General features: G+C 72.3%; 26 protein-coding genes and 1 pseudogene. 15 read left to right on the forward strand and 12 right to left on the reverse strand.

Going from position 1 to position 26,218, the window contains the following annotated elements; translation table 11 throughout:
• On the reverse strand, positions 1-199 hold a 199-nt coding region (locus DZF91_RS41590), incomplete at its 3' end, for a hypothetical protein (RefSeq protein ID WP_207661911.1).
• A gap of 61 nt (positions 200-260) precedes the next feature.
• On the opposite strand from DZF91_RS41590, the gene DZF91_RS37780 reads away from it, so the two are divergent.
• From DZF91_RS37780 to glgX, 4 genes are all read left to right on the forward strand, one after another.
• On the forward strand, positions 261-821 hold the full coding sequence (locus DZF91_RS37780) for a DUF4262 domain-containing protein (RefSeq protein WP_117361825.1): 561 nt from the start codon (positions 261-263) through the stop codon (positions 819-821).
• A 59-nt stretch (positions 822-880) separates the two neighbouring features.
• Positions 881-1,384: a GNAT family N-acetyltransferase gene (locus tag DZF91_RS37785; RefSeq protein ID WP_117361826.1), complete on the forward strand. Its 504-nt coding sequence runs from the start codon at positions 881-883 to the stop codon at positions 1,382-1,384.
• Positions 1,385-1,599: 215 nt separating this feature from the next.
• Complete coding sequence (locus tag DZF91_RS37790) at positions 1,600-2,262, forward strand: hypothetical protein (protein ID WP_117361827.1); 663 nt, start codon at positions 1,600-1,602, stop codon at positions 2,260-2,262.
• Between the two features lie 102 nt (positions 2,263-2,364).
• Positions 2,365-4,476 (forward strand): glycogen debranching protein GlgX, encoded by a 2,112-nt coding sequence (gene glgX / locus DZF91_RS37795; RefSeq protein ID WP_117361828.1) that lies wholly within the window; start codon positions 2,365-2,367, stop codon positions 4,474-4,476.
• Positions 4,477-4,526: 50 nt separating this feature from the next.
• Here glgX and DZF91_RS37800 read toward each other — a convergent pair whose 3' ends face one another.
• Entirely contained in the window at positions 4,527-4,940 is a 414-nt protein-coding gene (locus DZF91_RS37800) for a hypothetical protein (protein ID WP_117361829.1), read from the reverse strand.
• 242 nt (positions 4,941-5,182) lie between these two features.
• On the opposite strand from DZF91_RS37800, the gene DZF91_RS37805 reads away from it, so the two are divergent.
• Complete coding sequence (locus DZF91_RS37805; RefSeq protein WP_117361830.1) at positions 5,183-6,283, forward strand: ATP-dependent DNA ligase; 1,101 nt, start codon at positions 5,183-5,185, stop codon at positions 6,281-6,283.
• 10 nt (positions 6,284-6,293) lie between these two features.
• On the opposite strand, the gene DZF91_RS37810 is transcribed toward DZF91_RS37805, so the two are convergent.
• Complete coding sequence (locus tag DZF91_RS37810; RefSeq protein WP_235834851.1) at positions 6,294-6,941, reverse strand: TetR/AcrR family transcriptional regulator; 648 nt, start codon at positions 6,939-6,941, stop codon at positions 6,294-6,296.
• Between the two features lie 123 nt (positions 6,942-7,064).
• Between DZF91_RS37810 and DZF91_RS40845 the strand changes: the two genes are divergently transcribed.
• The gene (locus DZF91_RS40845; RefSeq protein ID WP_158588143.1) at positions 7,065-7,523 is read left to right on the forward strand and encodes a hypothetical protein; all 459 of its coding nucleotides are present in this window, start codon (positions 7,065-7,067) and stop codon (positions 7,521-7,523) included.
• A gap of 30 nt (positions 7,524-7,553) precedes the next feature.
• On the opposite strand, the gene DZF91_RS37820 is transcribed toward DZF91_RS40845, so the two are convergent.
• A complete protein-coding gene (locus tag DZF91_RS37820) occupies positions 7,554-7,961 on the reverse strand; it encodes a pyridoxamine 5'-phosphate oxidase family protein (protein WP_456236666.1) in 408 nt (135 codons plus the stop codon).
• 201 nt (positions 7,962-8,162) lie between these two features.
• Between DZF91_RS37820 and DZF91_RS37825 the strand changes: the two genes are divergently transcribed.
• On the forward strand, positions 8,163-9,368 hold the full coding sequence (locus tag DZF91_RS37825; protein ID WP_147341567.1) for a chymotrypsin family serine protease: 1,206 nt from the start codon (positions 8,163-8,165) through the stop codon (positions 9,366-9,368).
• 245 nt (positions 9,369-9,613) lie between these two features.
• Entirely contained in the window at positions 9,614-10,039 is a 426-nt protein-coding gene (locus DZF91_RS37830) for a nuclear transport factor 2 family protein (RefSeq protein WP_268916011.1), read from the forward strand.
• 38 nt (positions 10,040-10,077) lie between these two features.
• On the opposite strand, the gene DZF91_RS37835 is transcribed toward DZF91_RS37830, so the two are convergent.
• Entirely contained in the window at positions 10,078-11,820 is a 1,743-nt protein-coding gene (locus DZF91_RS37835) for an alkaline phosphatase D family protein (protein WP_117361834.1), read from the reverse strand.
• 580 nt (positions 11,821-12,400) lie between these two features.
• Between DZF91_RS37835 and DZF91_RS37840 the strand changes: the two genes are divergently transcribed.
• The gene (locus tag DZF91_RS37840) at positions 12,401-14,749 is read left to right on the forward strand and encodes a HelD family protein (RefSeq protein ID WP_117361845.1); all 2,349 of its coding nucleotides are present in this window, start codon (positions 12,401-12,403) and stop codon (positions 14,747-14,749) included.
• 70 nt (positions 14,750-14,819) lie between these two features.
• Here DZF91_RS37840 and DZF91_RS37845 read toward each other — a convergent pair whose 3' ends face one another.
• Complete coding sequence (locus tag DZF91_RS37845) at positions 14,820-15,194, reverse strand: helix-turn-helix transcriptional regulator (RefSeq protein ID WP_235834852.1); 375 nt, start codon at positions 15,192-15,194, stop codon at positions 14,820-14,822.
• Here DZF91_RS37845 and DZF91_RS42825 point away from each other — a divergent pair.
• A complete protein-coding gene (locus tag DZF91_RS42825) occupies positions 15,152-15,487 on the forward strand; it encodes a VOC family protein (RefSeq protein ID WP_268916012.1) in 336 nt (111 codons plus the stop codon). The two genes, DZF91_RS37845 and DZF91_RS42825, sit on opposite strands and share 43 nt — an antisense overlap.
• A gap of 302 nt (positions 15,488-15,789) precedes the next feature.
• Positions 15,790-17,241, forward strand: a complete 1,452-nt coding sequence (locus tag DZF91_RS37850) for an aldehyde dehydrogenase family protein (RefSeq protein WP_117361836.1) — start codon at positions 15,790-15,792, stop codon at positions 17,239-17,241.
• Positions 17,242-17,333: 92 nt separating this feature from the next.
• On the opposite strand, the gene DZF91_RS37855 is transcribed toward DZF91_RS37850, so the two are convergent.
• The gene (locus tag DZF91_RS37855; protein ID WP_117361837.1) at positions 17,334-17,984 is read right to left on the reverse strand and encodes a TetR/AcrR family transcriptional regulator; all 651 of its coding nucleotides are present in this window, start codon (positions 17,982-17,984) and stop codon (positions 17,334-17,336) included.
• A gap of 106 nt (positions 17,985-18,090) precedes the next feature.
• On the opposite strand from DZF91_RS37855, the gene DZF91_RS37860 reads away from it, so the two are divergent.
• Together DZF91_RS37860 and DZF91_RS37865 are read left to right on the forward strand one after the other, a co-directional pair.
• Complete coding sequence (locus DZF91_RS37860) at positions 18,091-19,470, forward strand: aldehyde dehydrogenase family protein (RefSeq protein ID WP_117361846.1); 1,380 nt, start codon at positions 18,091-18,093, stop codon at positions 19,468-19,470.
• Between the two features lie 54 nt (positions 19,471-19,524).
• The gene (locus DZF91_RS37865) at positions 19,525-20,373 is read left to right on the forward strand and encodes a GntR family transcriptional regulator (protein WP_117361838.1); all 849 of its coding nucleotides are present in this window, start codon (positions 19,525-19,527) and stop codon (positions 20,371-20,373) included.
• Between the two features lie 125 nt (positions 20,374-20,498).
• Here the strand turns inward: DZF91_RS37865 and DZF91_RS37870 are convergent.
• A pseudogene (locus DZF91_RS37870) lies at positions 20,499-20,822 on the reverse strand (transposase); the annotation flags it as partial.
• A gap of 67 nt (positions 20,823-20,889) precedes the next feature.
• On the opposite strand from DZF91_RS37870, the gene DZF91_RS39225 reads away from it, so the two are divergent.
• A complete protein-coding gene (locus DZF91_RS39225; protein WP_147341568.1) occupies positions 20,890-21,360 on the forward strand; it encodes a hypothetical protein in 471 nt (156 codons plus the stop codon).
• Positions 21,361-21,406: 46 nt separating this feature from the next.
• On the opposite strand, the gene DZF91_RS37880 is transcribed toward DZF91_RS39225, so the two are convergent.
• From DZF91_RS37880 to DZF91_RS37890, 3 genes are all read right to left on the reverse strand, one after another.
• Positions 21,407-21,823, reverse strand: coding sequence for a hypothetical protein (locus DZF91_RS37880; protein ID WP_117361840.1), 417 nt, complete (start codon positions 21,821-21,823; stop codon positions 21,407-21,409).
• A gap of 269 nt (positions 21,824-22,092) precedes the next feature.
• Positions 22,093-22,728 (reverse strand): LysE family translocator, encoded by a 636-nt coding sequence (locus DZF91_RS37885; RefSeq protein ID WP_117361841.1) that lies wholly within the window; start codon positions 22,726-22,728, stop codon positions 22,093-22,095.
• Between the two features lie 53 nt (positions 22,729-22,781).
• Positions 22,782-23,495 (reverse strand): FadR/GntR family transcriptional regulator, encoded by a 714-nt coding sequence (locus DZF91_RS37890; protein WP_117361842.1) that lies wholly within the window; start codon positions 23,493-23,495, stop codon positions 22,782-22,784.
• 252 nt (positions 23,496-23,747) lie between these two features.
• Here DZF91_RS37890 and leuA point away from each other — a divergent pair, with 252 nt between their 5' ends.
• Complete coding sequence (leuA, locus tag DZF91_RS37895; RefSeq protein WP_199487174.1) at positions 23,748-25,499, forward strand: 2-isopropylmalate synthase; 1,752 nt, start codon at positions 23,748-23,750, stop codon at positions 25,497-25,499.
• Here the strand turns inward: leuA and DZF91_RS37900 are convergent.
• Positions 25,413-26,218: ATP-binding cassette domain-containing protein (locus DZF91_RS37900; RefSeq protein ID WP_147341569.1), on the reverse strand; the 806-nt coding region annotated here is incomplete at its 5' end. The genes leuA and DZF91_RS37900 overlap by 87 nt on opposite strands.

Consider the following 26,218-nt stretch of genomic DNA (forward strand, 5'->3'; position numbering starts at 1 on the left):
CGCCGCCGGCGGCGGCCGGCGACCCGCGCGCGTACGTTAGCGCACATTGGGCCAGTGGCGCGTCAAGTCCGGCCAATCGGTCGGTGTACCGCTCTGTCAAAGCCCGCGCGAGCGGCACGTTGACCCAGGTCGTCGCCACGAACAGGTCGTCGAGGCGGGAGCCGCACCGCTCCGGCTGGTGCGGCTCGACGAAGGACACCGGGGGCGCGAGGGCCGGCACTCGCCCGGCCGCGCGGGGGAAATGATCGTAAGCTGGCGGCATGTCCGACGGCCGCCGCGAGTGCCACTGCGTACTGGACCACGACTACGGTGACCGCGACCGCATGGACACCTTCAACCTCCGCACGATCGTGCACATCGCGCAGTACGGGTTCAGCGTGGTGCTCGTCCAACCCGACGAGCGGGCGCCGGGCTGGGTCTACAGCATCGGCCTCTGGCACAGCTTCGGCGCACCGGAGCTGGCGATGTTCGGCGGGGACGTCTACGAGATGGAGGAGACGCTCAACGCCCTCGGCCGACGGGCCGCCGGCGGCACCGCGCCGCAGGACGGCGAGGTCGATCCGGAGGTCGCGCGCGGGCACCCGGCCGCCTTCCGCGGGGTCGAGCCGACCTGGTACCGCTCCGCGTTCCCCGGCGCCGTGTCCTTCTACCGCCGCCCTCCGCTCCCCTACCTCCAGGTCGTGTGGCCGGACGGCGGCGACCTGTTCCCCTGGCAGCCCGGCACCACCCTCGACTTCCGCCGGACGCAGCCGTGGCTGTGGCTCCCGCCCCGCGAGCATCCCGAAGGCGTCTGGGCGCACCGCCTCCGTCCCGCCACCTGAACGGGCCTGGACGCGCGTGTTCCAGCGGACGCGGCGGATGATCCCCTAGTCTCGTCCGCGTGTTCGGCCCGCTGGCGGAGACGCTCCGCACCCGCCGCCTCGTCCTGGAGCCCCTGACCGTCCACCACGCGGACGAGATGGCCGAGGTCCTGGACGACGCGCGCCTGCACACCCACATCGGCGGCGAGCCGCTGACCCTCCCCGAGCTGCGGGCCCGCTACGCCCGCCTCGCCGCCGGGCCCGCCCCCTTCCACCAGGAGGGGTGGCTCAACTGGATCGTCCGGCGCGCCCGCGACGGGCGGGCGATCGGCACCGTCCAGGCCACGGTCACTCCGGCCGAGACGTGGATCGCGTGGATCGTCGGGATGCCGTACCAGGGGTTCGGCTTCGCCACCGAGGCCGCCGAGGCCCTGGTCGCGTGGCTGCGCGCGCAGAACGTCCGCACGATCGCCGCGTCCATCCATCCGGACAACACGCCGTCCGCGTCCGTGGCCGCGAAAATCGGCATGCGCCCGACCGACAGAACATCCGGCGACGAAACGGTCTGGCAATTCCCGGAATGACCAATTAGGCCCGGATTTGTCCTTTCGGTAGCACCACTTCGGCGACTGTAAGGTTTTCCCAGCAACGAGAACGGCGAGCCCGCAGAAGCGGACTCGCCGTGAAAATAACTGTGCCCCGGGCGGCATGCGATGCAGAGGCGGACCCGGGGCTTCCAAGAAGAAGGCTACCACCGAAGCGCCGTTCTTCCAACGGCTTTCCCCCCGGAGTGTGCTCGATGACCATCACCCCTCCTCCCGAGTGGCTGTGCCGGGCCCTGTCGCAGCCGCGCCTCGACCCCTACCTCCTCGCGACGAGCCGGCAGGCCGACGCCGTGCTGCGGCTCTACGCCTGGAACGTGGAGATCTCCGCAGCCTTCTACGGTCCGCTGCACTGGCTGGAGGTCTCGCTCCGCAACTCGCTCCACGACCGGCTCCGCGAGCACCACGGCCGCGACGACTGGTGGCGGGTGGCGCCGCTGCTGCCGGAGTCGCGCCTCAAGGTCGACGACGCCCGGCGCAAGGCGCGCCGCAAGGTCACCCGCGACCACAACCGGCCCGTGACCCCCGACGATGTGGTCGCCGAGCTGACCTTCGGTTTCTGGGTCGAGCTGCTGAGCAGGGCGTCCGACCGCGGGTTCTGGGTCCCGGTGCTGCACCGCGCGTTCCCCGGGTACCGGGGGCCGCGCCGCAACCTGCACCGGCCCTTCCTGAGCATGGTGCTTTTCCGGAACCGGGTCATGCACTACGAGCCCATTCACGACCGGCCGCTGGAGAAGCGCCACGCGACGCTCTACTGGCTGCTCGGATGCATCGACGACGAGTTGGTCGCGCAGGCCCGTTCCCTCGACCGCGTTCCCGAGGTCCTCGCCCGCCGGCCCCGTCCGGTCCCGCCGCGGTGAGCGTTTCGACGTCTCTTCGCTCCCGCCTGAACGGTAGGCGCTTTGTTGGGTAGGTGAGGGGCGACGGGAAGAGGCGGTCTGCGTTCGAGGAGTGAGACGGCGATGCGCGAGGTCTGGCCAGGGGACGCTTTTCCGCTGGGAGCGACCTGGGACGGGTCGGGGACCAATTTCGGGCTGTTCTCCGAGGTCGCGGAGCGGGTGGAGGTCTGCCTGTTCGAGGCGGACGGGAGGGAGGAGCGGATCGTCCTGCCGGAGGTGGACGGGTTCGTGTGGCACGGGTACCTGCCGGGGGTCGGCCCCGGGCAGCGGTACGGGTACCGGGTGCACGGGCCGTACACCCCGGAGACCGGCGACCGGTGCAACCCGGCGAAGCTGCTGCTCGACCCCTACGGGAAGGCGGTCGAGGGCGGGGTGCGGTGGCACGAGGCGCTGTTCTCGTACCGGTTCGGCGATCCGGACGAGCTGAACACCGACGACTCGGCGCCGTACATGCCGAAGAACGTGGTCATCAACCCGTTCTTCGACTGGGCGGACGACCGGCCGCCGCGCACGCCGTACCACCAGACGGTCATCTACGAGGCGCACGTGCGCGGGCTGACGATGCGGCATCCGGGCATCCCGGAGGAGCAGCGCGGCACCTACGCGGGCCTGGCGCACCCGGTGATGATCGACCACCTGCTCGAACTGGGGGTGACGGCGGTCGAGCTGATGCCGGTGCACCAGTTCGTGCCCGAGCACGCGATGGTCGCGCGCGGGCTGACGAACTACTGGGGATACAACACCATCGGTTTTCTCGCGCCGCACAACACGTATTCGGCGACCGGTCAGTGCGGGGAGCAGGTCCTCGAATTCAAGGCGATGGTCCGAACACTGCACCAGGCCGGCATCGAAGTGATTCTCGACGTCGTCTACAACCACACCGCGGAAGGCGACCATCTGGGTCCGACGCTGTCGTTCCGGGGCATCGACAATTCGTCCTACTACCGGTTGCGGGACGACGACCGCCGCTACCACCTGGACTACACGGGATGCGGCAATTCACTGAACGTGCGGAGCCCGCACGCGCTGCAGCTCATCATGGACTCGCTGCGCTACTGGATCCTCGAGATGCACGTGGACGGGTTCCGGTTCGACCTGGCGAGCGCGCTCGCGCGGGAACTGCACGACGTGGACCGGCTGGCGGCGTTCTTCGACCTCGTCCAGCAGGACCCGGTGGTCTCGCAGGTCAAGCTGATCGCCGAGCCGTGGGACGTCGGCGAGGGCGGGTACCAGGTCGGGAACTTCCCGCCGCTGTGGAGCGAGTGGAACGGCAAGTACCGCGACACCGTGCGGGACTTCTGGCGCGGCTCGTTCGAGACGCTGCCGGAGTTCGCGTCCCGGCTGACCGGCTCGTCCGACCTGTACGAGCACAGCGCGCGCCGCCCGTTCGCGTCGATCAACTTCGTGACCTGCCACGACGGGTTCACGCTCGCCGACCTGGTGGCCTACGAGGGCAAGCACAACGAGGCCAACGGCGAGGACAACCGGGACGGGACGGACGACAACCGCTCCTGGAACTGCGGCGCCGAGGGCCCGACCGACGACCCGACCGTCCGGGAGCTGCGGGCGCGGCAGCGGCGCAACTTCCTGGCGACGCTGTTCCTGTCCCAGGGCGTGCCGATGCTGTCGCACGGCGACGAGCTCGCCCGCACGCAGCGGGGCAACAACAACGCCTACTGCCAGGACAACGAGCTGACCTGGATCGACTGGGAGGCGGCGGAGGACGCCGCGGACGAGCTGGAGTTCGTCCGGATCGTGTCGCGGCTGCGGCACGAGCACCCGGTGTTCCGGCGCCGCCGGTTCTTCCAGGGCGCGGGCGCGGGCTCGGCCGGCCACGACGCCGACATCGCCTGGCTCACGCCGTCCGGCGAGCCGATGACCGACGACGACTGGCACGCCGGGTTCGCCAAGTCGCTCGGCGTCTACCTGAACGGCGACGCGATCAACGAGCCGGACGTGCGGGGGCGGCAGATCACCGACGACTCGTTCCTGCTGCTGATCAACGCCCACTCGGAGGCCGTGGAGTTCACCGTCCCGAGCCCCGAGTACGGAGAGCGCTGGGAGGTCGCGCTCGACACCGCCGCGCCCGGCACGGTGGGCGAGCGCCCCCGGGTGAAGGCGCGCGACGAACTGGAGATCGTCGAGCACTCGATGACCGTCCTGCGCCGGGTCTGAGCCGTCCGCCTCTCCCCCGCCCCCGCCGTCCGCCGGAACGGGACGCGCGGTCATCGGCGGGCGGCGGTGAGGGACGCGAACAGGACGAGGACGAAGGTGGTGACCGCGACCAGGCCGTGCACGACCACGGCCGTGGCCGGGAAGCGCTGGTCGGCGCCGCGGGCGTGCCGTCCGCCCCGGTCGCCGACGAGCCAGCGGGTGAACAGCAGGAGGCCCTGGAACGCGGCGGCGAGCAGGATCGCGAAGGCCAGCCAGGCGCACCAGATCCGGCCCGTGGCGACGAAGAGGGTCCAGGCGGCCAGGCCGGTGAGGGCCGACAGCGGGTGGCCGACGAGCACGGCGGCCGGGAAGCGCGTCACCTTGGCGGGCTGGCCGCGCAGCCCGCCCGCCGCCAGCCAGCGCACCAGCAGGTACGCCCCGGCGAGGGCGGCCAGAATCCATGCCCCGAGCGCGGCGTACTCCACCCCGGCTCCCCTCCGCGTGGTTCCCCCACCCCGAGTGTCGCGCGTTCCCCGGCGCCGCACGGCCTTTTCGTGAGGATCGCACCACCGGACGTGATCGAGCGGCGGCGCACGCGACAGCCCGCCCTGGAACGTCCGCGTATTCGCGATTTGACCGCGCTGACCTGCGGGTTCTGGACGCGCCGGACCCTCCGAGGGGTGCCCCGGGGCCGGGTTCTGTCGGGGGCGCGGGCCATGATGGACCCATGGACCTGCCGATCAGCCCGCCGCTGCCGCCGATGCTGGCCAAGGCCGTCAAGACGATGCCCGAGGGCGACCTGCTGTACGAGCCGAAGTGGGACGGCTTCCGCTGCATCATCTTCCGCGACGGCGACGAGGTCGAGCTGTCCAGCCGCGGCGAGAAGCCGCTGACCAGGTACTTCCCGGAGCTGGTGGAGGCGGTGAAGCGGGAGCTGCCCGTCCGCTGCGTGGTGGACGGCGAGATCGTCCTGCGCGGCGGCACCCGGCTCGACTTCGACAGGCTCCAGCAGCGCATCCATCCCGCGGCGTCGCGCATCAAGCTGCTGTCGGAGCAGACGCCCGCGTCGTTCGTGGCGTTCGACCTGCTGGCGCTCGGCGACGAGTCGCTGATGGACGTCCCGCTGGGCGAGCGGCGCACCCGGCTCCTGGAGGCGCTCGCCGGCGTCCGGCCGCCGATCCACGTGACGCCCGCGACCGACTCGGTCGGGCTGGCGCGGCGCTGGTTCACCGAGTTCGAGGGCGCCGGGCTGGACGGCGTGATCGCCAAGCCCCGCGACATCCCCTACCAGCCGGACAAGCGCGCCCTGTTCAAGGTGAAGCACGAACGCACCGCCGACTGCGTGGTCGCCGGGTTCCGCTGGCACAAGTCCGGGCCGGTCGTCGGCTCGCTGCTGCTCGGCCTCTACAACGCCGAGGGGCGCCTCCAGCACGTGGGCGTGGTCGGGTCGTTCCCCATGAAGCGCCGCGCGGAACTGGTGGACGAGCTGAAGCCCTACAACCTGGACGACCTGTCGGAGCACCCGTGGTCGGGGTGGGCCGAGCAGGACGAGGCCACCGTCGACCGCATGCCCGGCGCCGTCTCCCGCTGGACGGGCAAGAAGGACCTCTCGTGGGTGCCGCTCCGTCCCGAGCTGGTGGTGGAGGTCGCCTACCAGGCCATGGAGGGCGACCGCTTCCGGCACATGGGCCAGTTCCGCCGCTGGCGCCCCGACCGCACCCCCGAGTCGTGCACCTACGAGCAGCTCGAGGTGCCGGTCGACTACGACCTGGACGCCATCTTCCACACCCCGCACACCGCCGAGGACACCACCTACCGCAGGTCGTGACGCGGCCCGCTCAGGCGCGGAGCCGGGTCGCGGGGCGCGGCGGCGCGTCCGGCAGCAGCGGGGCCGCGGGCGTCAGGCCGTACATGGCGTGGACGCGGCGGCGGACGTCCTCCAGCGGATACGTCCCGGGATAGACCGCCAGCTTGAAGATCACGCCTTCGAGGACGCTGCGCAGCAGCATCTCCTCCAGGGCGGGGTCGGGCGCGCCGCGGTCGGCGAAGATCGAGCGGATGCCGTCCTCGAAGGCGGTGACCACGGCCTCATGGGACGCCTCGACGCGCGCGTACACCTCGCGGGTCGCGGGCTGCAGCATCAGGCACAGCACGAGCCGCTGCACGGGGACGGCCCCGTGCGCGGCGGCCAGGACGCGGTCGATCAGCCCGGCCAGCCGCTCGTCGGCGGTCGTCTCGCCCGGGGCGGGCGCGGCCAGCCCGAAGGCGCCGGTCATGGCCCCGGCCAGCAGCTCCTCCAGCAGCGCCTCCTTCGTCCCGAAGTAGTAGGGGACCAGACCGCGGGCGACGCCGGCGCGGGCGGCGATCCGGGCGACGGTCGCGCCCTCGTACCCGTGCTCGGCGAACAGCTCCAGCGCGGCGTCCAGGATGCGGTGCCGGGACTGCTCGCGCAGCTCCCGGTTGGTCTCCTCCGACCGTGGCGACAACCGAACCCCCTCCTGGAACCAGCGACGCCCCATTCTCCCCGCTCCGCGGAATCCCCGGACAACGATGACTGGCTGGCTGTACAGTCAACGACCGTCCGCACCCCCCACGGAAGGGATCCCCCCATGGCCGCACGCGACTGGCCGGTGAAGAAGGCGTTCCAGCAGACGGCGCAGCCCGGCGAACGGCTGCTGGCGAGCTGCATGGTCAGCCTTCCCGGCACGCTCAAGCGCGACGGCTACTACGCGGCGCTCGGCAACGTCACCGGCGTCCGGCTGGTCGAGGCGACCGGCGCGAACGGCCTGCCCGCCAAGATGGTCGCCGCCGTCACCGACCGCCGCCTGCTGCTGTTCTCCCAGTCGTGGCTGGTCATGGGCCGCGCCAAGGACCTGGTCGCCGAGGTCGACCGACGCCAGGTCGCCAGGGTCGAGCGCCGCGAGGCGTCCCGCGCCCAGGTCACCATCAAGCTCGCCAACTTCGCGATCCGCCTGCGCGACGGCAACGTCCTCGAACTGGAATCCGCCGACCCCACCGGCGCCGACGGCCTCGTCAGCGCCCTTGCCTCCACCGTCACCCCCACCTGACCGCCCGCGGCCGGGAGCCGGGCGCGGCCCTCACCCCATGGACTCGCCGCGCGACAGCCACCGCGTCGGCCGCACCCGCACGAGCACCGTCTCCAGCGCGGTATGCGCAGTGGACGCGAGATACGCCACCCCGCCCTCAACTCCGAGGTACCGCTCGGCGACGGCCCGCCGATCCGCCGGATCGGCGGGCTCCTCGTATCCGGCCACGTCCCCCTCCACCGTCACGTACCGATACGGCGGCGCCTTGTCCTGGACGGTCAGCGTGACCCGTCCCGCGACCCGGACGAGCCGCATCTTCCGGCTTTTCCCGCCGGTGATGAAGCGGATCTCGCCGCCCGGCTCGTACAGGTACCAGACCGGCATGGCGAGCGGCGCCCGCCCGTCCTCCGCCGCCCCGCCAAGCCGACCGCGAGCGCCTGATCCCACGAGGCCCTCCACACCCCGTGCACGTAGTCACGCCGAGACGCGGCGGTCCGTTCCTCCCTGGATATCGGCTGCACGCGTTGCAGAGTCGAACCGCACGCTGTGCACACCATGCTTCCGTAAAGTTGATCAATAATTTGGCCTGGCCACAGGTCTAGGCGAGGGAAACACATGGGTTTCAGGCACGGCTCGGCGCGGTTCGTCGGGGTGTTGGGTGTGGCAGTGCTGAGCGTGTCCCTGGCGGGGATGGTGCCCGCGGCGGCGGATCAGGCGTCCGGCGGGGACAAGGACGCCGTCGAGGCTGTTCCGTTCAGCCATATCCCCGCCGACATCCGGCAGAAGATGCAGGACCAGGTGCCGCTGAAGGCGGCGGCGTCCAAGATCTCCTGGGCGATGGAGAAGAACGGACACGGCGGTTTCGCGGGTATCGTCCTGCAACCCCACTCGGTCGAGCTGTGGTGGAAGGGCACGCTTCCCGCCGCGGTGAGCAAGGCCGTTGTCCAGGCGCGCGGCACCGCGTCGGTCGAGGTGAGACCAGCCCGGTACTCCCAGACCGAACTCAAGGCGGCTGCCGCCAAGCTGATAGCCGAGATGAAGAAGGATCCGAAGTATCCGATCAGCCAGGTCGCCGGGTCGCTCCGAGGAGAGGGGCTCGTCCTGACCACCAAGGACAAGCCGAAGGCGCTCGCCGCTCAGGCCAAGACCGTCTCCGGCGTCCCGGTGCGCTATGTCGAGGGTGACGTCCCCGGCGTCGCCGGCCGTAACGATGACTCACCGCGCTACTACGGAGGCGGCGCCATCCTCAACGACGACATCAAGGGCGACATCAAGTACCGGTGCACCGCGGGGTGGGGGGTCACCGACGGCAGCGGGCGCAGTTACCTGTTGACCGCCGGTCACTGTGGCCGCGTCGGGGGCGGCTGGCACAACGGCGCATGGACGACGGACGGGACCGGCCTCTGGATCGGATGGGCCTCCCGGGAGAACACCGAGCATGACCTGCTCCTCATCGACGCCGATTCGGGCGGGCGCATCTGGGACGGCAGTTGGCGGGGCGACTTCGCCAAGGGCGTCATCGGCTGGGACTGGGCCTACGCGAACGAGTGGGTCTGCCAGTCCGGCTCGTCCAGCGGCGCCGTGTGCGGGATCCAGAACACCGACAACTTCACCTATGTCGGCTGGTTCAAGCCCGACGCCTACGGCAGAACGGAGTGGTACACCGACCTGGTCGTCGCTCGTCGTGCCGACGGCGGACCGGCGGCCCACCTTGGCGACAGCGGCGGACCGGTCTTCTCTCTCAGCGGCAACCTCGACGTCGTGGCCAAGGGGACGGTCACCGGCATCGACGACGGTTCCACGATGTACTACCAGGACTTCGGCACGGCTTGGCGCGACTTCGGGATCACCGTGAAGCTGGGCTGACCCGACGGCGCTGAGCGGGTCATGGCCCCGCGGCCGGGCGCCCCGGCGAGCACGAGCCGCAGACAGTTCGTTGACGAATAATTCCTTGGCGAATTATATTGCGGCTCGCGTCCGGACACGGCGGCGCACGCCCCTCGTCCTGGAACGGGCGGAGCCTCGTCCGCGCCGCCTCAGCGCGCGGACGGCCGGTGGTGGTGATCTTCGAGGGGAGAGGTCTGGTGGCCGAAGCCCTGAGTCCGCGGGAGGTGTTCTTGCGGCTTGTTCACGGAGTGTGTGAGGGGCGGGTGGAGGAGGTGCTTGGGCTGTATGCCGAGCGGACGCATGTGGAGCATCCGTTTCATCCGCTCGAAGCGCCTCCGCTGCGTTCGCTCGAGGAGCTGCGCGCGCACTTCGGGGGTGGCTCCTCGGCCGGGCACACGTTGCGGCGGCGGCCGGTCGGGATCGTGGTGCACGAGACCGCCGATCCCGAGGTCGTCGTGGGCGAGTTCCGGTACGAGGGGACGGTGGTGGAGACCGGGGAGGCGTTCGGCATTCCGGGGGTCTTCGTCCTGCGGGTGCGGGACGGGAAGATCGTCGAGTCGCGGGACTACCTCGACCATCTGCGGTCGGCGCGGGCTCGGGGGCGGCTCGGCGAGGTGCTGGACGCCGTGCGGGAGCGTCACGGCGGCTGACGGCCCGGCGCCCACGCGGGGTGGGCGCCGGGGAAGGGTCAGGGTCGGGCGGTCTCGGCCTCGACGGTCTGGCGGTCGAGGTCGGCGCCGGAGCGGGCGAAGCCCTTCGGCGGGGTGTACGGGCGCAGGTAGGTCCGCTTGAGGCCCGGAACGCGGTCCTCGATGACGTAGGTGGCCTTGGTGGAGGCCGCCGCGCCCGGCGTCCGGACGGTCGCGACGGTCTTGAAGTCGGCCTTCATCTGGTCGCGGTCGATGCGGGTCATCACGTAGCCGCGCTGGTTGGAGTAGAACTTCAGCGCCGGGTTGTTCCTGAACCACGGGTGCGTGCCGTCGCCGTCCGCTCCGTCGCCGCCGGTGGTGATGGACGAGCAGACCAGTTCGGCGCCGACGACCGGGGCGGACGGGTCGTCGTAGTCCACCTTGAGGTCGCCGGCCCAGTGCGCGTGCACGTCGCCGGTCAGGACGACGGCGTTGCGGACGCGGGCGTCCACCCAGCCGCGGGTGATGCGCTCGCGGGAGGCGGTGTAGCCGTCCCAGGCGTCCATGCTGGTCACCTTGAGGGGGCCGGCGTCGCGGTCGCGCTGGCCGAAGAACACCTGCTGGCCGAGGATGTCCCAGCGGGCGGCGGACCGGCGGAAGCCCTCCAGCAGCCACCGCTCCTGCGCGCCGCCGGTGATCGTGCGGGACGGGTCGTCGGCGGCGGCGCAGTTCTGGTAGCCGTCGCCGCACGCCTGGTCGTCGCGGAACTGGCGGGTGTCGAGCATGTGGAAGTTGGCGAGGCGGCCCCAGCGGATCCGCCGGTAGAGCTGCATGCCCGGCCCGTGCGGGAGCGAGCGGCGGCGCAGCGGCATGTTCTCGTAGTACGCCTGGAACGCGGCGGCGCGGCGCTTGAGGAAGTCGGCGGTGGCCGGGGTGTCGGAGCCCTCCTCGGGGACGGACCCGGCCCAGTTGTTCTCCACCTCGTGGTCGTCGAAGACCACCAGCCAGGGCGCGGCGGCGTGCGCGGCCTGGAGGTCGAGGTCGCTGCGGTACTGCGCGTACCGGTGCCGGTAGTCGGCGAGCGAGACGGTCTCGGGGCCCTCGTGGTCGCGGACGTTCCCACCCGGGATCTTGTAGTCGCCCTTCTTGTACTCGTACTGGTAGTCGCCCAGGTGGAGGATGAGGTCGGGCTCCTCCTCGGCCAGGCGTCGGTAGGACGTGAAGTAGCCATGTTCGAACTGGCTGCAGGAGACGAAGGCCATCGCGAGCGGGCCGCCGAAGCTGAACGGGCTCGGGGCGGTGCGGGCGCGTCCGGCGGGCGAGACGTGGCCGTCCACGCGGAAGCGGTACCAGTAGTCGCGGCCGGCGGCCAGGCCGTCCAGCTCGACGTGGACGCTGTGCGCGGCCTCGGGGCGCGCCTGCGCGGTCCCGTGCCGGACGATGTGGCGGAACCGCTCGTCCGCCGCGAGCTGCCACTCGACGCGGAAGGCGCGCGCGGGCATGCCGCCCAGGCCGTCGGCGGCGTGCGGGTCGAGGGCGAGGCGCGTCCAGAGGACGAAGCCGTCGTGGTCGGGGTCCCCGGAGGCGACGCCCAGCGTGAACGGGTCGCCGGGAAGGCCGCGTCCCGGCTTGCCGGCGGAGGTGGCGGCCGTGGCGGACGACGCGCCGGACACGCTCAGCGCACCGGCGGCGCCGAGGGCGAGGGACCCGGCGAGCACGGAGCGCCGCCCGACGGCGCGGGCGGGGGCGGATTCGGAGGCGGATTCGGAGGCGGGGCTGAGGGGGCGAGGAGCTTCGGGCATGGAGACCTCTCGGGGGTCCGGCGGGTGGTCGTCGGACAGCGTCCCTGCCGGGCGTGACCCGGCCGTGGCGGACGGGTGACGCGCGGGCGTCCGCGAGAGGACGAAAAATGATCTTGCAAAAGGGGATCAGGAGCCGCCGGGAGTGTTAAACTCGGAACCTCGGCTCGACTGAGCAGACTTACCCCACTCTGAAAATGAGGATAGCAGGGGAATGGAGACACGTCAACCGCGGTCGGTCAAGCGGCCAGGTGAGACCACGGTGTCCGGCGGCGGCGAGCGGACGGAGGACGCCGTCCCGGCGCGGCGTCCGGCGGTGAACGGCGGCGTGGCGGACGCCCGGAGCGGGGAGGCGGCAGGCAACGTGAACGACGGTGAGGCGGGGATGGCGCAGGTGGCGGAGAGCGGGACCACGACCGGGCACGACACGGCGAACGGCACGGCTCAGGGCGGGGCGGACGGCACGGCACAGGGCGCGGCGGACGAGACGAGCGGCGCGGCGAACGGCACGGCGAACGGCACGGCGGCCGGGGGCGACGCGGTCCAGCGGGCGCTGCGCGAGGAGGGTGAGCGCGTCGGGTACATGTACGCGCGGCTCGACGCCGAGCGCGCCGCCGCCGAACGGGCGCTGCGCGAGGGGCCGCTCGGCGGGGGCGGCGCGGGGCTGCAGGCGCGGCTGGAGAAGTCGGTCGCGACGGACGAGGCGGCGCGCACGCTGTCCCGGCTGCTCGGCGTCGAGCACGGGCTGTGCTTCGGGCGCGTCGACCACCGTCCGGACCGGCCCGGCGAGCCGGGCGACACGTTCTACATCGGCCGCATCGGGCTGCGCGACGAGGACCGCGAGCCCCTGCTGATCGACTGGCGGGCCGCCGCGGCGCGCCCGTTCTACACCGCCACGCCGTCCTCCCCCGGCACGCTCGCGCGCCGCCGCCACGTGCACACGCGCCGCCGCGAGGTGGTCCGGGTGGACGACGAGGTGTTCGACCTGGACGGGCTCGGCGAGGACGCGCGCCGCTCGGTCGTCGGCGAGGCGGCGCTGCTCGCGACGCTGCGCCGCGGCCGGACGGGCCGGATGAGCGACGTGGTCGCCACCATCCAGCAGGAGCAGGACGAGGTGATCCGCTCCGGGCTGCACGGCGTGCTGGTCGTGCAGGGCGGGCCGGGCACCGGCAAGACCGTCGCGGCCCTGCACCGCGCCGCCTACCTCCTCTACACCCACCGCGACGTGCTGGAGCGGCGCGGCATCCTGATCGTCGGGCCGAACCCGACGTTCCTGCGCTACATCGAGCAGGTGCTGCCCGGGCTCGGCGAGACCGACGTCGTGCTCACCACCGTCGGCGAGCTGTACCCGGGCGTCCGCGCGAAGGGGCACGACGAGCCGGAGGTCGCGGTCGTCAAGGGCGACCACCGGATGGCGTACCTGGTCGAGGCGGCCGTGCACGACCGCGAGGTCGCGCCGGAGGGCGGCCTGTCCGTCGAGCTGGACGACCTGACCCTGACCCTGGACGCGGAGACCTGCGCGCGGGCGCGGGACCGGGCGCGCAACCTCCGCGCGCCGCACAACGTCCAGCGGCGGCTGTACGTCCACGAGATGCTGGAGGCCCTGGCGACCGACCGGGCCGAGCAGTACGAGCGGATGATCGAGGAGCCGCTGGAGGCCCTGGTCGCCGACAGCGGCGGGGTCCCCGCGTGGCTGCGCGAGCTGAACGAGGAGGCGGAGGACCTGCCGCTCCTGGACGAGGCCGAGATGCGGCTCGCGAAGGCGGAGCTGTGGCAGCTCCCGGCCGTCCGCGCGGCGCTCGACGCCCTGTGGCCGGAGCTGACGCCGCAGCGGCTGCTCGCCGAGTTCTTCGCCGACGCCGACGCGCTCGCCCGCCTCGGCGCGGCCGCGGGGTTCACGCCCGCCGAGTCCGCGCTGCTGTACCGGGAGCCCGGCGCGGGCTGGACGGTCGAGGACGTCCCGCTGCTGGACGAGGCGGCCGAGTGGCTCGGGCACGACGACCCGGCCGAGCGCGCCCGGCGGCGCGCCGCGGCGGCCGAGCGCGCCGAGGAGGAGCGGTACGCGGCCGAGGTGATCCAGATGACCGAGGGCTGGTGGACGTCCCTGATGGACGCCTCCGACATCGCCGGTCGGCACCACGACGACGGTCCGGCGCGCACCACGGCCGAGCGCGCCGCCGCCGACCGGCAGTGGGCCTACGGGCACGTCATCGTGGACGAGGCGCAGGAGCTGTCGGAGATGGCGTGGCGGACGGTCATGCGGCGCGTCCCGACGCGGTCGATGACGGTCGTCGGCGACACCGCGCAGACCGGGAGCCCGGCGGGGGCGCGCAGTTGGGGGCAGATGCTCGACCGGTACGTCCCGGGGCGGTGGCGGGAGCAGCGCCTCATGGTCAACTACCGCACCCCGGCCGCCATCATGGAGGTCGCCGACGACGTCCTGGCCTCGGTCGACCCGACCCAGGAGTCCCCGGAGCCGGTGCGCGACGACGGCCTGCCGCCGCGGGCGGTGCGGCTCGTCCCGGCCTCGGACGGCGAGTCCCGGTACGAGTCCGGGACGCTGCACGGGCTGGCGGCGCTCCCCGACCTGGTCGCCGAGGAGTTCGCGGCGGTCGTCACCGGCCGGGACGGCGAGGGCCGGCTGGCGGTGATCTCCTCGCTGTCGCGGCACGCGGCCGTCCGCGCCGCGCTTCCCGACGCCCCGGCGGGCGCGACGCCGGAGGCGCTGGACGCGCCCGTCGTCGTGCTGACGGCCGAGGAGTCCAAGGGGCTGGAGTTCGACGCGGTGATCGTCGTCGACCCGTCCGGCATCACGGCCGAGCGCCCGCGCGGCGGCCACGACCTGTACGTCGCGGTCACCCGCGCGACCCGGAGCCTGACGGTCGTGCACGAGGGCGAGCTGCCCGCGAGCCTCGCCCGCCTCCGCGGGTAGGACACTCCCCGAGCCGCCGTGCCGCGTCCCTCTGCGATCCGGGGGCGTGGCACGGCCCGTCCTCCCCCGGTCACTCGGGCGGTGGGGCGAGGAGGCGGCGCAGGGCGGCGGGGGTGTGGCCGAGGTACTGCCGCACGGTCCGGGTCAGGTGGGCCTGGTCGGCGTAGCCGAGGTCGGCGGCGAGGGCGCCGAGGTCGGTGTCGCCCGCTTCGAGCCGGTCGAGGGCCCGGGCGATGCGGACGCGGTGCCGGAAGCGGGTGACCGTGACGCCGACCTCGCGGGGGAAGGCGCGGCTGAGCCGGTAGGGGGACGCGCCGACCAGCGCGGCGAGGGACGTCAGCGAACCGGCGGCGGGGTGCCCGTCGAGGATCGCGGCGCGGGCGGCGGCGACGAGGTGGCGGTCTGCGGGGCGGGGACGGTCCCGGGACGGGGCGGGGCCGTCCACGGTGTCGCGCAGGGCCGTCGCCAGGAGGTCGAGAAGGTCCTCGCAGAGGGCGTAGTCGAAGTCGCCGGTGCGCGCCGACGCCAGGACGCGCCGGTGGGCGAGGTCGGCGCGGGCGTCCGGCGTGGCCCGGCCCGGCGGAGCAGGCGCACCTGGACTTCAACGTCACCGACGTGGAGGCCGTGGTGGACGAGCTGGTCCGGCTGGGCGCCGGGCGGCCGGACCTCCAGCCGGGCGACGGCCAGTGGGTGGTGCTGACCGACCCGGCGGGCCACCCGTTCTGCGTCGCGAGCTAGCGAACCGGCCGGACGCGGCACGTTGCCACCGCGCTGCGCCGTGTTGACGCCGCGTCGTACTGCCACCGCGCCGCGTCGCGTTGGCGCTGCTTCGCGGTGGCTTGCGTCGTCTCGTGTCGGCACCGCGGCGCGTCGTGCCGGCAGCGCGCCGCGCTGTTTGTCCGCAGCGCGTCGTGGTGGCGGCGTGTCGTCTTGGGGTGGTTGCGTGTCGTAGGGGCCGGTGCGGGGTGTTCCGTGCCGGCCTTCCGCCCGTCGCCAACCAAGCGTACGCTTGTTCGCCAGACGATCCGGGAGGGACGGCGATGGCGGACGCGCTGCGCGAGTATCGGAATCTGGTCGGCGGGGAGCTGCGGACGGCGGAGGGCGGCGGAACGCTCGACAGCGTGGACCCGGCGACCGGCGAGGTGTGGGCGCGCATCCCGCGCAGCGGGGCGGAGGACGCGGACGCGGCGGTGGCGGCGGCCCGCGCGGCCTTCCCGAAGTGGTCCGGCATGCCCGCCGCCGGACGGGCGCACTACCTGCGGAAGGTCGCCGGTGTCTTCGCGAAGCACGCGGCGGAGCTGGCCGAGCTGGAGACGCGGGACAACGGCCGGACGATCAACGAGACCGCCAAGCGCGACCTGCCCGGCATGACCTACCTGTGGACGAACGCGGCGGCCGAGTGCGCCGCGGCCGTCGAGGGGCGCACGGTCGACTTCGGCCCCGGCAGCCTCGGGATGACGCGGCGCGAGCCGTACGGGGTGACGCTCGGGATCATTCCGTGGAACTCCCCCATCTCGACGTTCTCGGCCAAGGCCGCGTTCGCGCTGGCGGCCGGGAACACCGTGATCATCAAGCCCGCCGAGCAGGCGAGCGTGTCGTCCCTGCGGCTGGGCGAACTGCTCGCCGACGTGCTGCCCGCCGGGGTCCTGAACGTGGTGTCGGGGCTCGGCGAGGAGGTCGGCGACCCGCTCGTCCGGCACCGCGGCGTCAACAAGATCAGCCTGACGGGGTCGGTGGAGACGGCGAAGCTCATCACCCGGGCGTCGGCGGACGCGCTGAAGCCGCTGGCGCTGGAGCTCGGCGGCAAGTCGCCCAACATCGTGTTCGCGGACGCCGACCTCGACCGGGCCGCCGTGGGCGTCACCACGCAGGCGATCTTCACGGCGAACGCGGGGCAGATCTGCTACGGCGGGTCGCGCGTGCTGATCCAGCGTCCGGTGTACGACGAGATGCTGCACCGGATGAAGGAGATCGCGGCGACGGTCCGGCTGGGCGACCCGATGTCGGACGAGACGACCATGGGGCCGATCGTGTCCCGGGAGCAGTTCGAGCGCGTCACGTCCTACCTGGAGATCGGGCGGAAGGAGGGCGCGGAGCTGGTCTTCGGCGGGCGCTTCGGGGCCGAGGCCGTCGAGGACGAGCGCTTCGCGGGCGGCTACTGGGTCGAGCCGACGCTGTTCGCGACCGAGGACAACGGGCTGCGGATCTGCCAGGAGGAGATCTTCGGGCCGGTCGCGGTGGTGCTGCCGTTCGACACCGAGGACGACGCGGTCGCGATCGCCAACGACTCGTCCTACGGGCTGGCGGCCGGGGTGTGGACGAGCGACCTCGGCACCGCGCAGCGCATGTTCCGCCGCTTGGAGACCGGGACGGTCTGGGTGAACACCTTCCGCAAGGTCATGTTCCCGCTGGAGGGCGTCAAGGACAGCGGGTACGGGCACGACTCCGTCCTGGCGTACACGCGGGAGAAGGCCGGCCTGATCGAGTTCTGACCCCACGGGTCCGTCGGTCCCGGTCCGCCGGTTCCGTCCGCCGGTTCCGGTCCGCCGCCGCGCGTCCCATCCGTCGGCGTGCTTTCGCGTCGTCAGCGCAGGCCGTCCAGGACGGCGGAGACGGCCCGCGCGGCGAAGTCGGGCGGGACCGGTTCGCCGCGGAAGGCGGCGCGGGTCCAGACCGCGCCCGCGAGCAGGTCCATCAGCAGCATCGTGTCGGCGCCGGGGCGCAACTCGCCCCGGCGGACGGCGCGGTCCACGATCGCCTGCTCGCGGGCCAGGCGGTCGGCGAAGAACGCGCGGAAGTGCGCGGCCAGCTCCGGGTTGCCCACGGCCGCGGCGAGCGCCGCCCGCGCCGCACCCCCGGCCTCGCCGCCCACCGCACCGCTCGCATCGCCGCTCGCCGCACCGACTACCGCATCGCCGCCGCCCTCGCCGTCCGTCTCGTCCTCGGACGCGCCGGTCGCCGTCCCGCCGGCGACGAGGCGGATCAGGCCGTCCACGAGCGCGGTCAGGTCGCCGCGCAGCGTGCCGGTGTCGGGCATCGGCAGGTCGAGCAGCGGGGCGTCCACGAGCGCCGCGCCGAGCAGCGCGGCCTTGGACGGCCACCAGCGGTAGATCGTCGTCTTGTTCACGCCGGCGCGCTCGGCGACGCCCTCGATCGTCATGCGGTCGAAGCCGAGTGCGGCCAGGTCGCGCAGGGCCGCGTCGAAGATCTCGCGCCGCCGCCGGGGTCCGCTCATGTGACGAGCATAATGCAACGCAACGTTGCGTCGCACTCTGTCGGCGGGCTAACGTCCGGAGGGAGGGGCGCGACGCGGTGTCGCGCCCGCGAGGGGGGTGCGCGGGATGAGTGCGAGTCCGGCCGAGGTCGTGCGGCGGCTGCGGGACGGCTTCGGGAGCGGGCGGACGAAGCCGCTCGCCTGGCGACGGGAGCAGTTGCGCGCCCTGCGGGCGTTGCTGACCGAGCGAGAAACCGAGTTGGCGACGGCGCTCCAGGCCGACCTCGGCAAGGGGCCGGTGGAGAGCCACGCGTCCGAGCTGGGGTTCGTCGTCAACGAGGTGGACCACGCGCTGCGGCATCTGGAGCGCTGGACGCGGCCGGAGCGCGCGTGGGTGCCGCGTTCGCTGGTGCCCGCGCGGGCCCGGACGGTGTGGGAGCCGCTGGGCGTCGTCCTGGTCATCAGCCCGTGGAACTACCCGGTGATGCTGGCGCTGGCGCCGGTCGTGGGGGCACTCGCGGCCGGGAACTGCGTCGTGCTCAAGCCGAGCGAGCTGGCCCCGGCGACGTCGGCGGCGCTCGCGCGGCTGCTCCCCCGCTACCTGGACGACGCGGCGTTCACGGTCGTGGAGGGCGGCGTCGAGGAGACGACGGCCCTGCTGGAGCAGCGGTTCGACCACATCTTCTACACCGGAAACGGGCATGTCGGACGCATCATCATGCGGGCCGCCGCCGAGCACGTGACCCCGGTGACGTTGGAGCTGGGCGGCAAGAGCCCGGCCATCGTGGAGTCCGGTGTCGATCTGGCCGCGACCGCGCGCCGCCTGGCGTGGGGCAAGTTCTTCAACGCGGGCCAGAGCTGCACCGCGCCCGACTACGTCCTCGCCGTGGGCGACGGGACGGCGGACGAGCTCGAACGGCACCTCGCGGACGCGATCCGCGCGATGTACGGGGACGACCCGTCCCGCAGCCCCGACTACGGGCGGATCGTCAACGAGCGCCACTTCGACCGGCTCACCGCGCTGCTGGAGGGGGGACGCGTCGTCGCGGGCGGCGAGCACGATCGGGCGAAGCGGTACATCGCGCCGACCGTCCTCGGGGACGTGGAGCCGGACGCGCCGGTGATGGCGGAGGAGATCTTCGGGCCGATCCTGCCGGTCCTGCGCGTCCCGGACCTGGACGCCGCGCTCGCCTTCATCAACGAGCGGGACAAGCCGCTCGCGCTGTACGCGTTCACCGCCGACCCGGCGACCAAGCGGCGGGTGCTCGCCGAGACGTCGTCGGGCGCGGTCGGGTTCGGGTTGCCGAACGCGCACCTGACGGTTCCCGAACTGCCGTTCGGCGGCGTCGGGGAGAGCGGGATGGGCGCGTACCACGGCCGCCGCTCGTTCGAGACGTTCAGCCACGCCAAGGCCGTCCTGGACAAGCCGCTCTCCCCCGACACCATGCGCGTCGTCTACCCGCCCTTCACCGCCCTCAAGGAACGCCTGATCCGCACATTCACCTGACCGCCCCCAGCGCCGGAGCTTCAATGAAGCCAGGCACCGGGAGGAGTCGGCCACGTGGGATCAGCGCGCTACAACGAGATCGCCGATGATCTTCTCCGCCGCATCGACGGGGGCGAGTGGGAGCCTGGAGAGACCTTGCCCCCGATGGAGAGGCTGGCCGAGCACTACGGCGTCGGTCGCAACGTTGTCGTCCGCGCCATGGGGAAGCTCGCCCAAGGTGGACGCGTCGTCTCCGTCCCGCGACGAGGGACGGTCGTCCGGCCGACGCACCGCAGGGTCGTCATGCGCACCGGTACCGTCCGGCGTAACACCCGGCACGTGCGCGACGGTCAGCAGGTTGCGGGCGGGTACTCCTTCCCCGCAGCGATGGGGAACGAGCTGTGGGTCCACCACATCACCCCGGAGGTCGGCAAGGCCCCGATCAGCGATCCGCGCCTGGCGCACATGCTGAACGTCCCGGTCGACTCGATGGTCATGCGACGACTCCGGGTGACCGGTCCCGAAGGCGAACCCGCGTTCCAGATCAGCACATCGTGGATCCACCCGCGCATCTCGCAGGAGGTGCCCGAGGTGGAGGATCCCTTCGGCACCGGTCCCGGCGCATGGATCGATGCCATCGAGGCCAGAGGGCACGGACCGCTCGAGTGGCTGGAACGCCGCCGCGTCCGCATGCCCGGCCCGGACGAGACCAAGCTCCTTCTCATCCCCGCTGACCTGCCGGTCTGGGAGATCGTCCGCATCAGCTACAGCGCCAAGGACGAGAACGCCGTGGACGTCACGCAGGTCATCATCCCCGGCGACCGCATGGAGGAGGTCTCCCGACTCCGACGCGACGAGTCCGCCCAATGGCCGCACACCACCATCAGCCCGGACGGCCCACCTGTGGCCCCCCGCGACAAATGACCAGGTGAGGAGACTCGCAAGATGACTCGCGAAGCGCTGTGGGCCGATGGTGAGGCGGCGGTGGCAGATCAGGGCTGCGGCGATGAAACTACGAAGGCCAGGAAGTGCTCGGCCTTGCGTTCTTAGCGGCGGTGCAGACGGCGACAGCCGGCCAGCCACGAAACCGTCCGCTCGACCACCCAGCGGTGGCGGCCCAACAGCTGGGATGACTCCACTCCCCGCCGTGCGATGCGGGCCCTGATGCCCCGCCGGCGCAGCCAGCGGCACAGCTACGCGTGGTCATAGCCCTTGTCGCCGTGCGGTTTGCCCGGGCGGCGCCGGCGCGGACCGCGCCGCGAACGGATCGGCGGGATGCCGCGCACCAGTGGCTCCAAGCCCAGGCTGTCGTGGGTGCTGGCTGCTGAGCTCCCGACAGGCAACGGCAGTCCGGTCCGCTCGGTGATCAAGTGGCACCCTTGAAGCGAAGCTCGGAAGGCCGAGGATTATGCCAAGCATGAGCGCGGCGGTGGGATGTCCGTGAGATACGTGATTGCATCTGGCGCACCAGGGGTCGTAGAGAAGTGCAGGTCGGCGCTGGTAGGCGTGCCGTGGGTGGAGTTCAGAGTCGGTTCGGTTCCAGAAACCTCTGCCGGGTGCGTCGCCGAGGTGGTCTGGTGGCCGATTGCCTATGAACTCTACGGCGGAAAGCCTGTGCCCGAAGTGGCAGGAGTCCTGCTCAATAACCGGGAGGACGAACCAACGGACGTCATCTTGGCCACGCCGCCCGGGCCTGGCCTGACCACAGGCCTGGACCCAGCCGAGGCTGATTCAGAGAGCTATACGTACTGGGTCCTCAGCGAATGCGTCAGTGCGTATCGGCAGCAGTTCCCGGATGCGTCGGAGGAGGGGTGGATCCTTATCCACATGGAGACATCTGGTCTAGATATGAGAGACATAGATGCACCTATCCGAGGCCTCGTGAGGTTCTTCGGTGAGGAGCGCCGTTGAGGCTCCGGGAGGCAGAGTAGGCGGCCCGTGTTCGCCTGCGGTGCCGTCAGGCGAGAAGGTCGGCGGCCCGGGTGATCTGTTCGCGGGGGAAGTGGATGGAGGCGAAGCCGCAGAGTCGCCCGCCCTCGATGGGGACCTGGGCGAGCCACTCGCCGCGCCGCTCCCGGGCCAGCGGCTCCCAGACCCGCATGAGCCGGGGGCCCTGGTCGGCGGGGACCTTGAGCCAGGCCATGCCCAGGTAGAAGGCGCCGTTCCGCTCCCACAGGTGCTCGGGGAGGGCCGTGCCGCCGGTGAGGATGGACTCGCCGATGTCCTGGCAGCTCATGATCGTGGTGTGGCCGGCGGCCCAGAGGGCCTCGATCAGCGGAGCCATCTCCACATCGACCTCGATCGGCCCGTCGTCGGGGTCGGTGAGCGGCTTGGTGGGGTGCTGCTGGGACCAGCCGACGTTTCTGAGGCTCACCGGTCACACGGTAACCACCTGTGCTGTGATCACGCCGGCGATGCCAGGGGAAGGCTGTGGGACGCGCCGGAGCCCGGACGCCCCGCCGGAGCCGCGACCTGGTCCCGCACCCTCTCCGGAGCCGCCGCCAGCAGCCGGTCCAACGCCGCCTGCTGCCCCGAACGCCGAACCACCTGCGGATGAGCGGCTCAGGATTGGGTCGGGCACTTGGATGCGTGGTGTCGGGGGGTGGGATGGGCCGGCGGGGGCGTCCGATGCGGTGGGGTGTGTCAGCGTTCGACGGCCAGGCGGATGCCGAGGCCGATGAAGATGCCGCCGGTGGCGGTGTCGATGCGGCGGCGGGCGGTGCGGCGGCGGCGCAGCCAGCCGCCGATCCGTCCGGCGGTGACGCCGACCAGGCCGTCCACCAGGAACTCCATGGCGATCAGGATCGCGCCGAGGATCGCGAACTGGGCGCCGACGTGGCCGCGGGCCGGGTCCACGAACTGGGGCAGGAAGGCGATGGTGAAGGTGACCATCTTCGGGTTGAGCAGGTTGGTGAGCAGGCCGTTGAGGTAGGCGCGGCGTGCGGACATGCCGGTGGCGGCGATGGCGTCGTCGGCGTCGGGGACGCCCTTGCGGTGGCGGATGGTCTGCACGCCCAGGTAGATCAGGTAGGCGGCGCCGAGGATCCGGACGACGGCGAACGCGGTGGGGACGGCGGCGAACAGGGCCGCGAGGCCGGCCGCGGCGACCGCGACGTGGATCGCTTCGCTGGTCGCGACCCCGGCGGTCGCCAGCAGTCCGGCGCGTGGGCCGCCGCGCATCCCGCACCCCAGGATGAACAGCATGTCGGGGCCGGGTGTGATCATTGCGACCAGTGTCGTGAGGAAGAACGCCGCCATGAGGTGTTCGTTGACAGGCATCCCTCAATCATGATCTTCGCCGTCCTCCGGCGCATCTGTGTTTCGGTTGCTGCTCAAGCCCCGTCTCCAGGCCTGGTCCGGGCGGAGCGGACCAGGGCGAGGGTGCGCTGCACCTCCTCGTGCATGACGTGGGCGGCCAAGTCGTCGTCGCGGGCTCGGATGGCTTTGACCAGGGCCGCGTGTCCGGTGTGGCCGTGGTCCGGGGTCTCCTCTCGCAGAGGGACCATCCGCAGCAGGTCCAGGAGTCCCGCGCGGAGCCTGGGGACGAACGTGTGGAAGAGGCCGGTCAGGACGGGGTTGTGAGCTGCGGCCACGACCGCTGTGTGCAGTGCGATGTCGGCGTCCACGAAGGCGGGGTCGTCGGCCGACGCGGCGGCCTTCCGCGCCGCCAGCGCGCTCTCCAGTACGGCGAGGTCGGCGTCGTCCCGGCGGGTGGCGGCGAGGCGGGCCGCCTCGACCTCCAGGAGGGTCCGGACCTCGAAGACGTCGGCCACCGACGCCTGCCGCAGCTTCACGTCCCAGCTCGTCACCGGCTCCAGAGCCAGCACGTACACCCCCGAGCCCTGGCGCGACTCCAGGAGCCCGGCGCCCGCGAGGGCCCGGACGGCCTCGCGGACGGTGGACCGGCCGACCCCCAGGTCCCTGGCCAGCGTGGTCTCACCGGGCAACCGGGTACCGACCGGCCACTCGCCGGCGGTGATCCGCGCGCGGAGCAGATCAGCGGCCTGGTCGACCAGCGGACTACGGCGGAGGGGAACGTGGACCATGGCGCTCACTTGTCAGGTTGTCTGAGGAGTTGTTCTGGTCTAGCGTACCGCCCATGACGTTGCGCGGTCTGCTTCTCGGCGGCCGCGGCGGGAGCTGACCGGACCGGCGCCCCGCCGCGGAGGTTCGGCGCTGCCGGTCCACCCGACGTCACCGAGGAACGGTAGATGACCGTCAGCTTTCCGACCCTGCGCACCCCCGACGGCCCAGTGCCGCCTGACGCCCCCTCGTGGAACCGCCAGCGCGGCAGCCGCATGCCCTACGACCGCTACCGTCCCGCCCACGAACGCGTCGACGTTCCGCTGGGCGGCGTCCGCACCTGGCCGCACCACCGGATCGAGCAAGCCCCCCTCTGGGTCCCGGTCGACCTGCGGGACGGCAACCAGGCCCTGGCCGAACCGATGGACCCCGCCCGCAAGCAGCGCATGTTCGACATGTTCGTCGCCATGGGCTTCAAGGAGATCGAGGTCGGCTACCCGTCCGCCAGCCGGACCGACTTCGCCTTCGTCCGGCGGCTCGCCGAGGAGGGCCGGGTTCCCGACGATGTGACCGTGGTCGTCTTCACCCCGGCCCGCCGTGACCTGATCGACCGCACCTTCGAGGCGATCGAGGGACTCCCCCGCACCGTCGTCCACATGTACACCGCGACGGCTCCCACCTGGCGGAACGTGGTCCTGGGCCACGACCGGGACGAGCTGACGAGGCTGATCCTCGCAGGGGGCGAGGACGTTCTGCGGGGCGCGGAGCGGCACCGGGGCGGCGAGGTCCGCTTCGAGTTCTCGCCGGAGGTGTTCAACATGACCGAGCCGGACTACGCGCTGGAGGTGTGCGACGCGATGACCCGGCTGTGGGACGCCCGCCCGGACCGTCCGGTCATCGTGAACCTCCCCGCCACGGTCGAGATCGCCACCCCCAACGTCTACGCCGACCAGATCGAGTACATGCACCGCAACCTGGCCCGGCGGGACGGCGTGGTCCTCTCCGTGCACCCGCACAACGACCGCGGCACCGGCGTGGCCTGCGCCGAGCTGGCGCTGCTGGCGGGGGCGCAGCGGGTCGAGGGCTGCCTCTTCGGAAACGGCGAGCGGACCGGCAACGTCTGCCTCGTCACCCTGGCCCTGAACCTGTACACCCAGGGCGTCGACCCGATGCTGGACTTCTCCGACATCGACGAGATCCGCCGCACGGTCGAGTACTGCAACAGGCTGCCCGTCCACGAGCGCCAGCCCTATGCCGGCGACCTGGTCCACACCGCCTTCTCCGGCACCCACCAGGACGCGATCAAGAAGGGCCTGGCCCGGCACGACGCCCAGCCGTCCCCGGACCGCGCCCCGTGGGACGTCCCGTACCTGCCCATCGACCCGCACGACCTGGGACGCTCCTATGAGGCGGTCATCCGGGTCAACAGCCAGTCCGGCAAGGGCGGCGTCGCCTACCTCCTCCAGACCGGCCACGGCCTGGACCTGCCGCGCCGTATGCAGATCGAGTTCTCGCGCGCCGTGCAGACCGTCTCGGACGAGGACGGGCAGGAGGTCTCCGCCAAGCGGCTGTGGGAACTGTTCGAGCGCGAGTACCTGAACCAGGACGCCCCCGTACGGCTGGTATCCCACAGCTCCGTCGAGCCCGGCGACGGAGCGCACCACCTGACCATCGTCCTCGACGTCGACGGCACGCGCGTCACCGCGACCGGCACCGGCACCGGTCCCATCGCCGCCTTCGTGGACGCGCTCGCCCAGGCCGGGATCGGCGTGGAGGTCCTGGACTTCAGCGAGCACGCCCTGAGCGAGGGGCATGACAGCGTGGCCGCGGCCTACGCCGAGTGCCGCGTCAACGGCCGGGTCCGCTGGGGCGCGGCACTGGGGGCCTCCACCCTCAACGCCTCCCTGCGGGCGGTCCTGTCCGCCGTCAACCGCCCATGGTCAGGAGAGGGCGATGAGGTCGGTGTGGTCGGGGCTCCAGAGGTCCTCGACCGCGTCGGGGAGGAGGAGGACGCGGTCGGGGCGTAGGGCCTCGACCGCTGCCTCGTCGTGGGTGACCATGACGATCGCGCCCCGGTACTCCGCGACCGCGCGCAGCACCTCGGCTCGGGACTCCGGGTCGAGGTTGTTGGTCGGCTCGTCCAGCAGCAGCACGTTCGCGGCGGACGCGACCAGCCCGGCCAGCGCGAGACGGGTCTTCTCTCCGCCCGACAGGACCCCGGCCGGCTTGTCGACGTCGTCGCCGTTGAACAGGAACGCGCCGAGGATGTTGCGTGCCTCCGCAGCGGAGAGGTGCGGCGCGGCGGCGGCGAGGTTCGCCGCGACCGGCAGGTCCGGGTCCAGGGTGTCGTGCTCCTGCGCGAAGTAGCCGAGCCGCAGGCCGTGGCCGTGGACGACGCGTCCGGAGTCGGGACGTTCGCGGCCTGCGAGGATCCGCAGCAGCGTCGTCTTGCCCGCGCCGTTCAGGCCGAGGACGACCAGTCGGCTCCCCCGGTCGACGGCGAGGTCGACGCCGGTGAGGACGTCCAGGTCACCGTAGGACTTGGTGAGGCTGACCGCGCCGAGCGGCGTCCGGCCGGACGGGGCGGGCTCGGGCAGCCGGATCCGCGCGACGCGCGCGGTGCGCCGGACGGGCTCGGTGGCGGCGAGCATCCGGTCGGCGCGGCGGGCCATGTCCCTGGCGCGGGTGGCCGTGGACGCGCGGGCACGCATCCTGTCCGCCTGGGCGTGCAGGGCGGCGGCCTTGC

The organism is Actinomadura logoneensis (assembly GCF_003428695.1).
Classification (GTDB): Bacteria; Actinomycetota; Actinomycetes; order Streptosporangiales; family Streptosporangiaceae; genus Spirillospora; species Spirillospora logoneensis.

Coding starts and splice junctions, on each gene's coding strand:
- DZF91_RS37780 (WP_117361825.1), top strand. CDS start 261: ATGTCCGACGGCCGCCGCGAGTGCCACTGCGTACTGGACCACGACTAC.
- DZF91_RS37790 (WP_117361827.1), top strand. CDS start 1,600: ATGACCATCACCCCTCCTCCCGAGTGGCTGTGCCGGGCCCTGTCGCAG.
- glgX (WP_117361828.1), top strand. CDS start 2,365: ATGCGCGAGGTCTGGCCAGGGGACGCTTTTCCGCTGGGAGCGACCTGG.
- DZF91_RS37805 (WP_117361830.1), top strand. CDS start 5,183: ATGGACCTGCCGATCAGCCCGCCGCTGCCGCCGATGCTGGCCAAGGCC.
- DZF91_RS40845 (WP_158588143.1), top strand. CDS start 7,065: ATGGCCGCACGCGACTGGCCGGTGAAGAAGGCGTTCCAGCAGACGGCG.
- DZF91_RS37835 (WP_117361834.1), bottom strand. CDS start 11,820: ATGCCCGAAGCTCCTCGCCCCCTCAGCCCCGCCTCCGAATCCGCCTCC.
- DZF91_RS37840 (WP_117361845.1), top strand. CDS start 12,401: ATGTACGCGCGGCTCGACGCCGAGCGCGCCGCCGCCGAACGGGCGCTG.
- DZF91_RS37850 (WP_117361836.1), top strand. CDS start 15,790: ATGGCGGACGCGCTGCGCGAGTATCGGAATCTGGTCGGCGGGGAGCTG.
- DZF91_RS37855 (WP_117361837.1), bottom strand. CDS start 17,984: ATGAGCGGACCCCGGCGGCGGCGCGAGATCTTCGACGCGGCCCTGCGC.
- DZF91_RS37860 (WP_117361846.1), top strand. CDS start 18,091: ATGAGTGCGAGTCCGGCCGAGGTCGTGCGGCGGCTGCGGGACGGCTTC.
- DZF91_RS37885 (WP_117361841.1), bottom strand. CDS start 22,728: ATGCCTGTCAACGAACACCTCATGGCGGCGTTCTTCCTCACGACACTG.
- DZF91_RS37890 (WP_117361842.1), bottom strand. CDS start 23,495: ATGGTCCACGTTCCCCTCCGCCGTAGTCCGCTGGTCGACCAGGCCGCT.
- leuA (WP_199487174.1), top strand. CDS start 23,748: ATGCCCTACGACCGCTACCGTCCCGCCCACGAACGCGTCGACGTTCCG.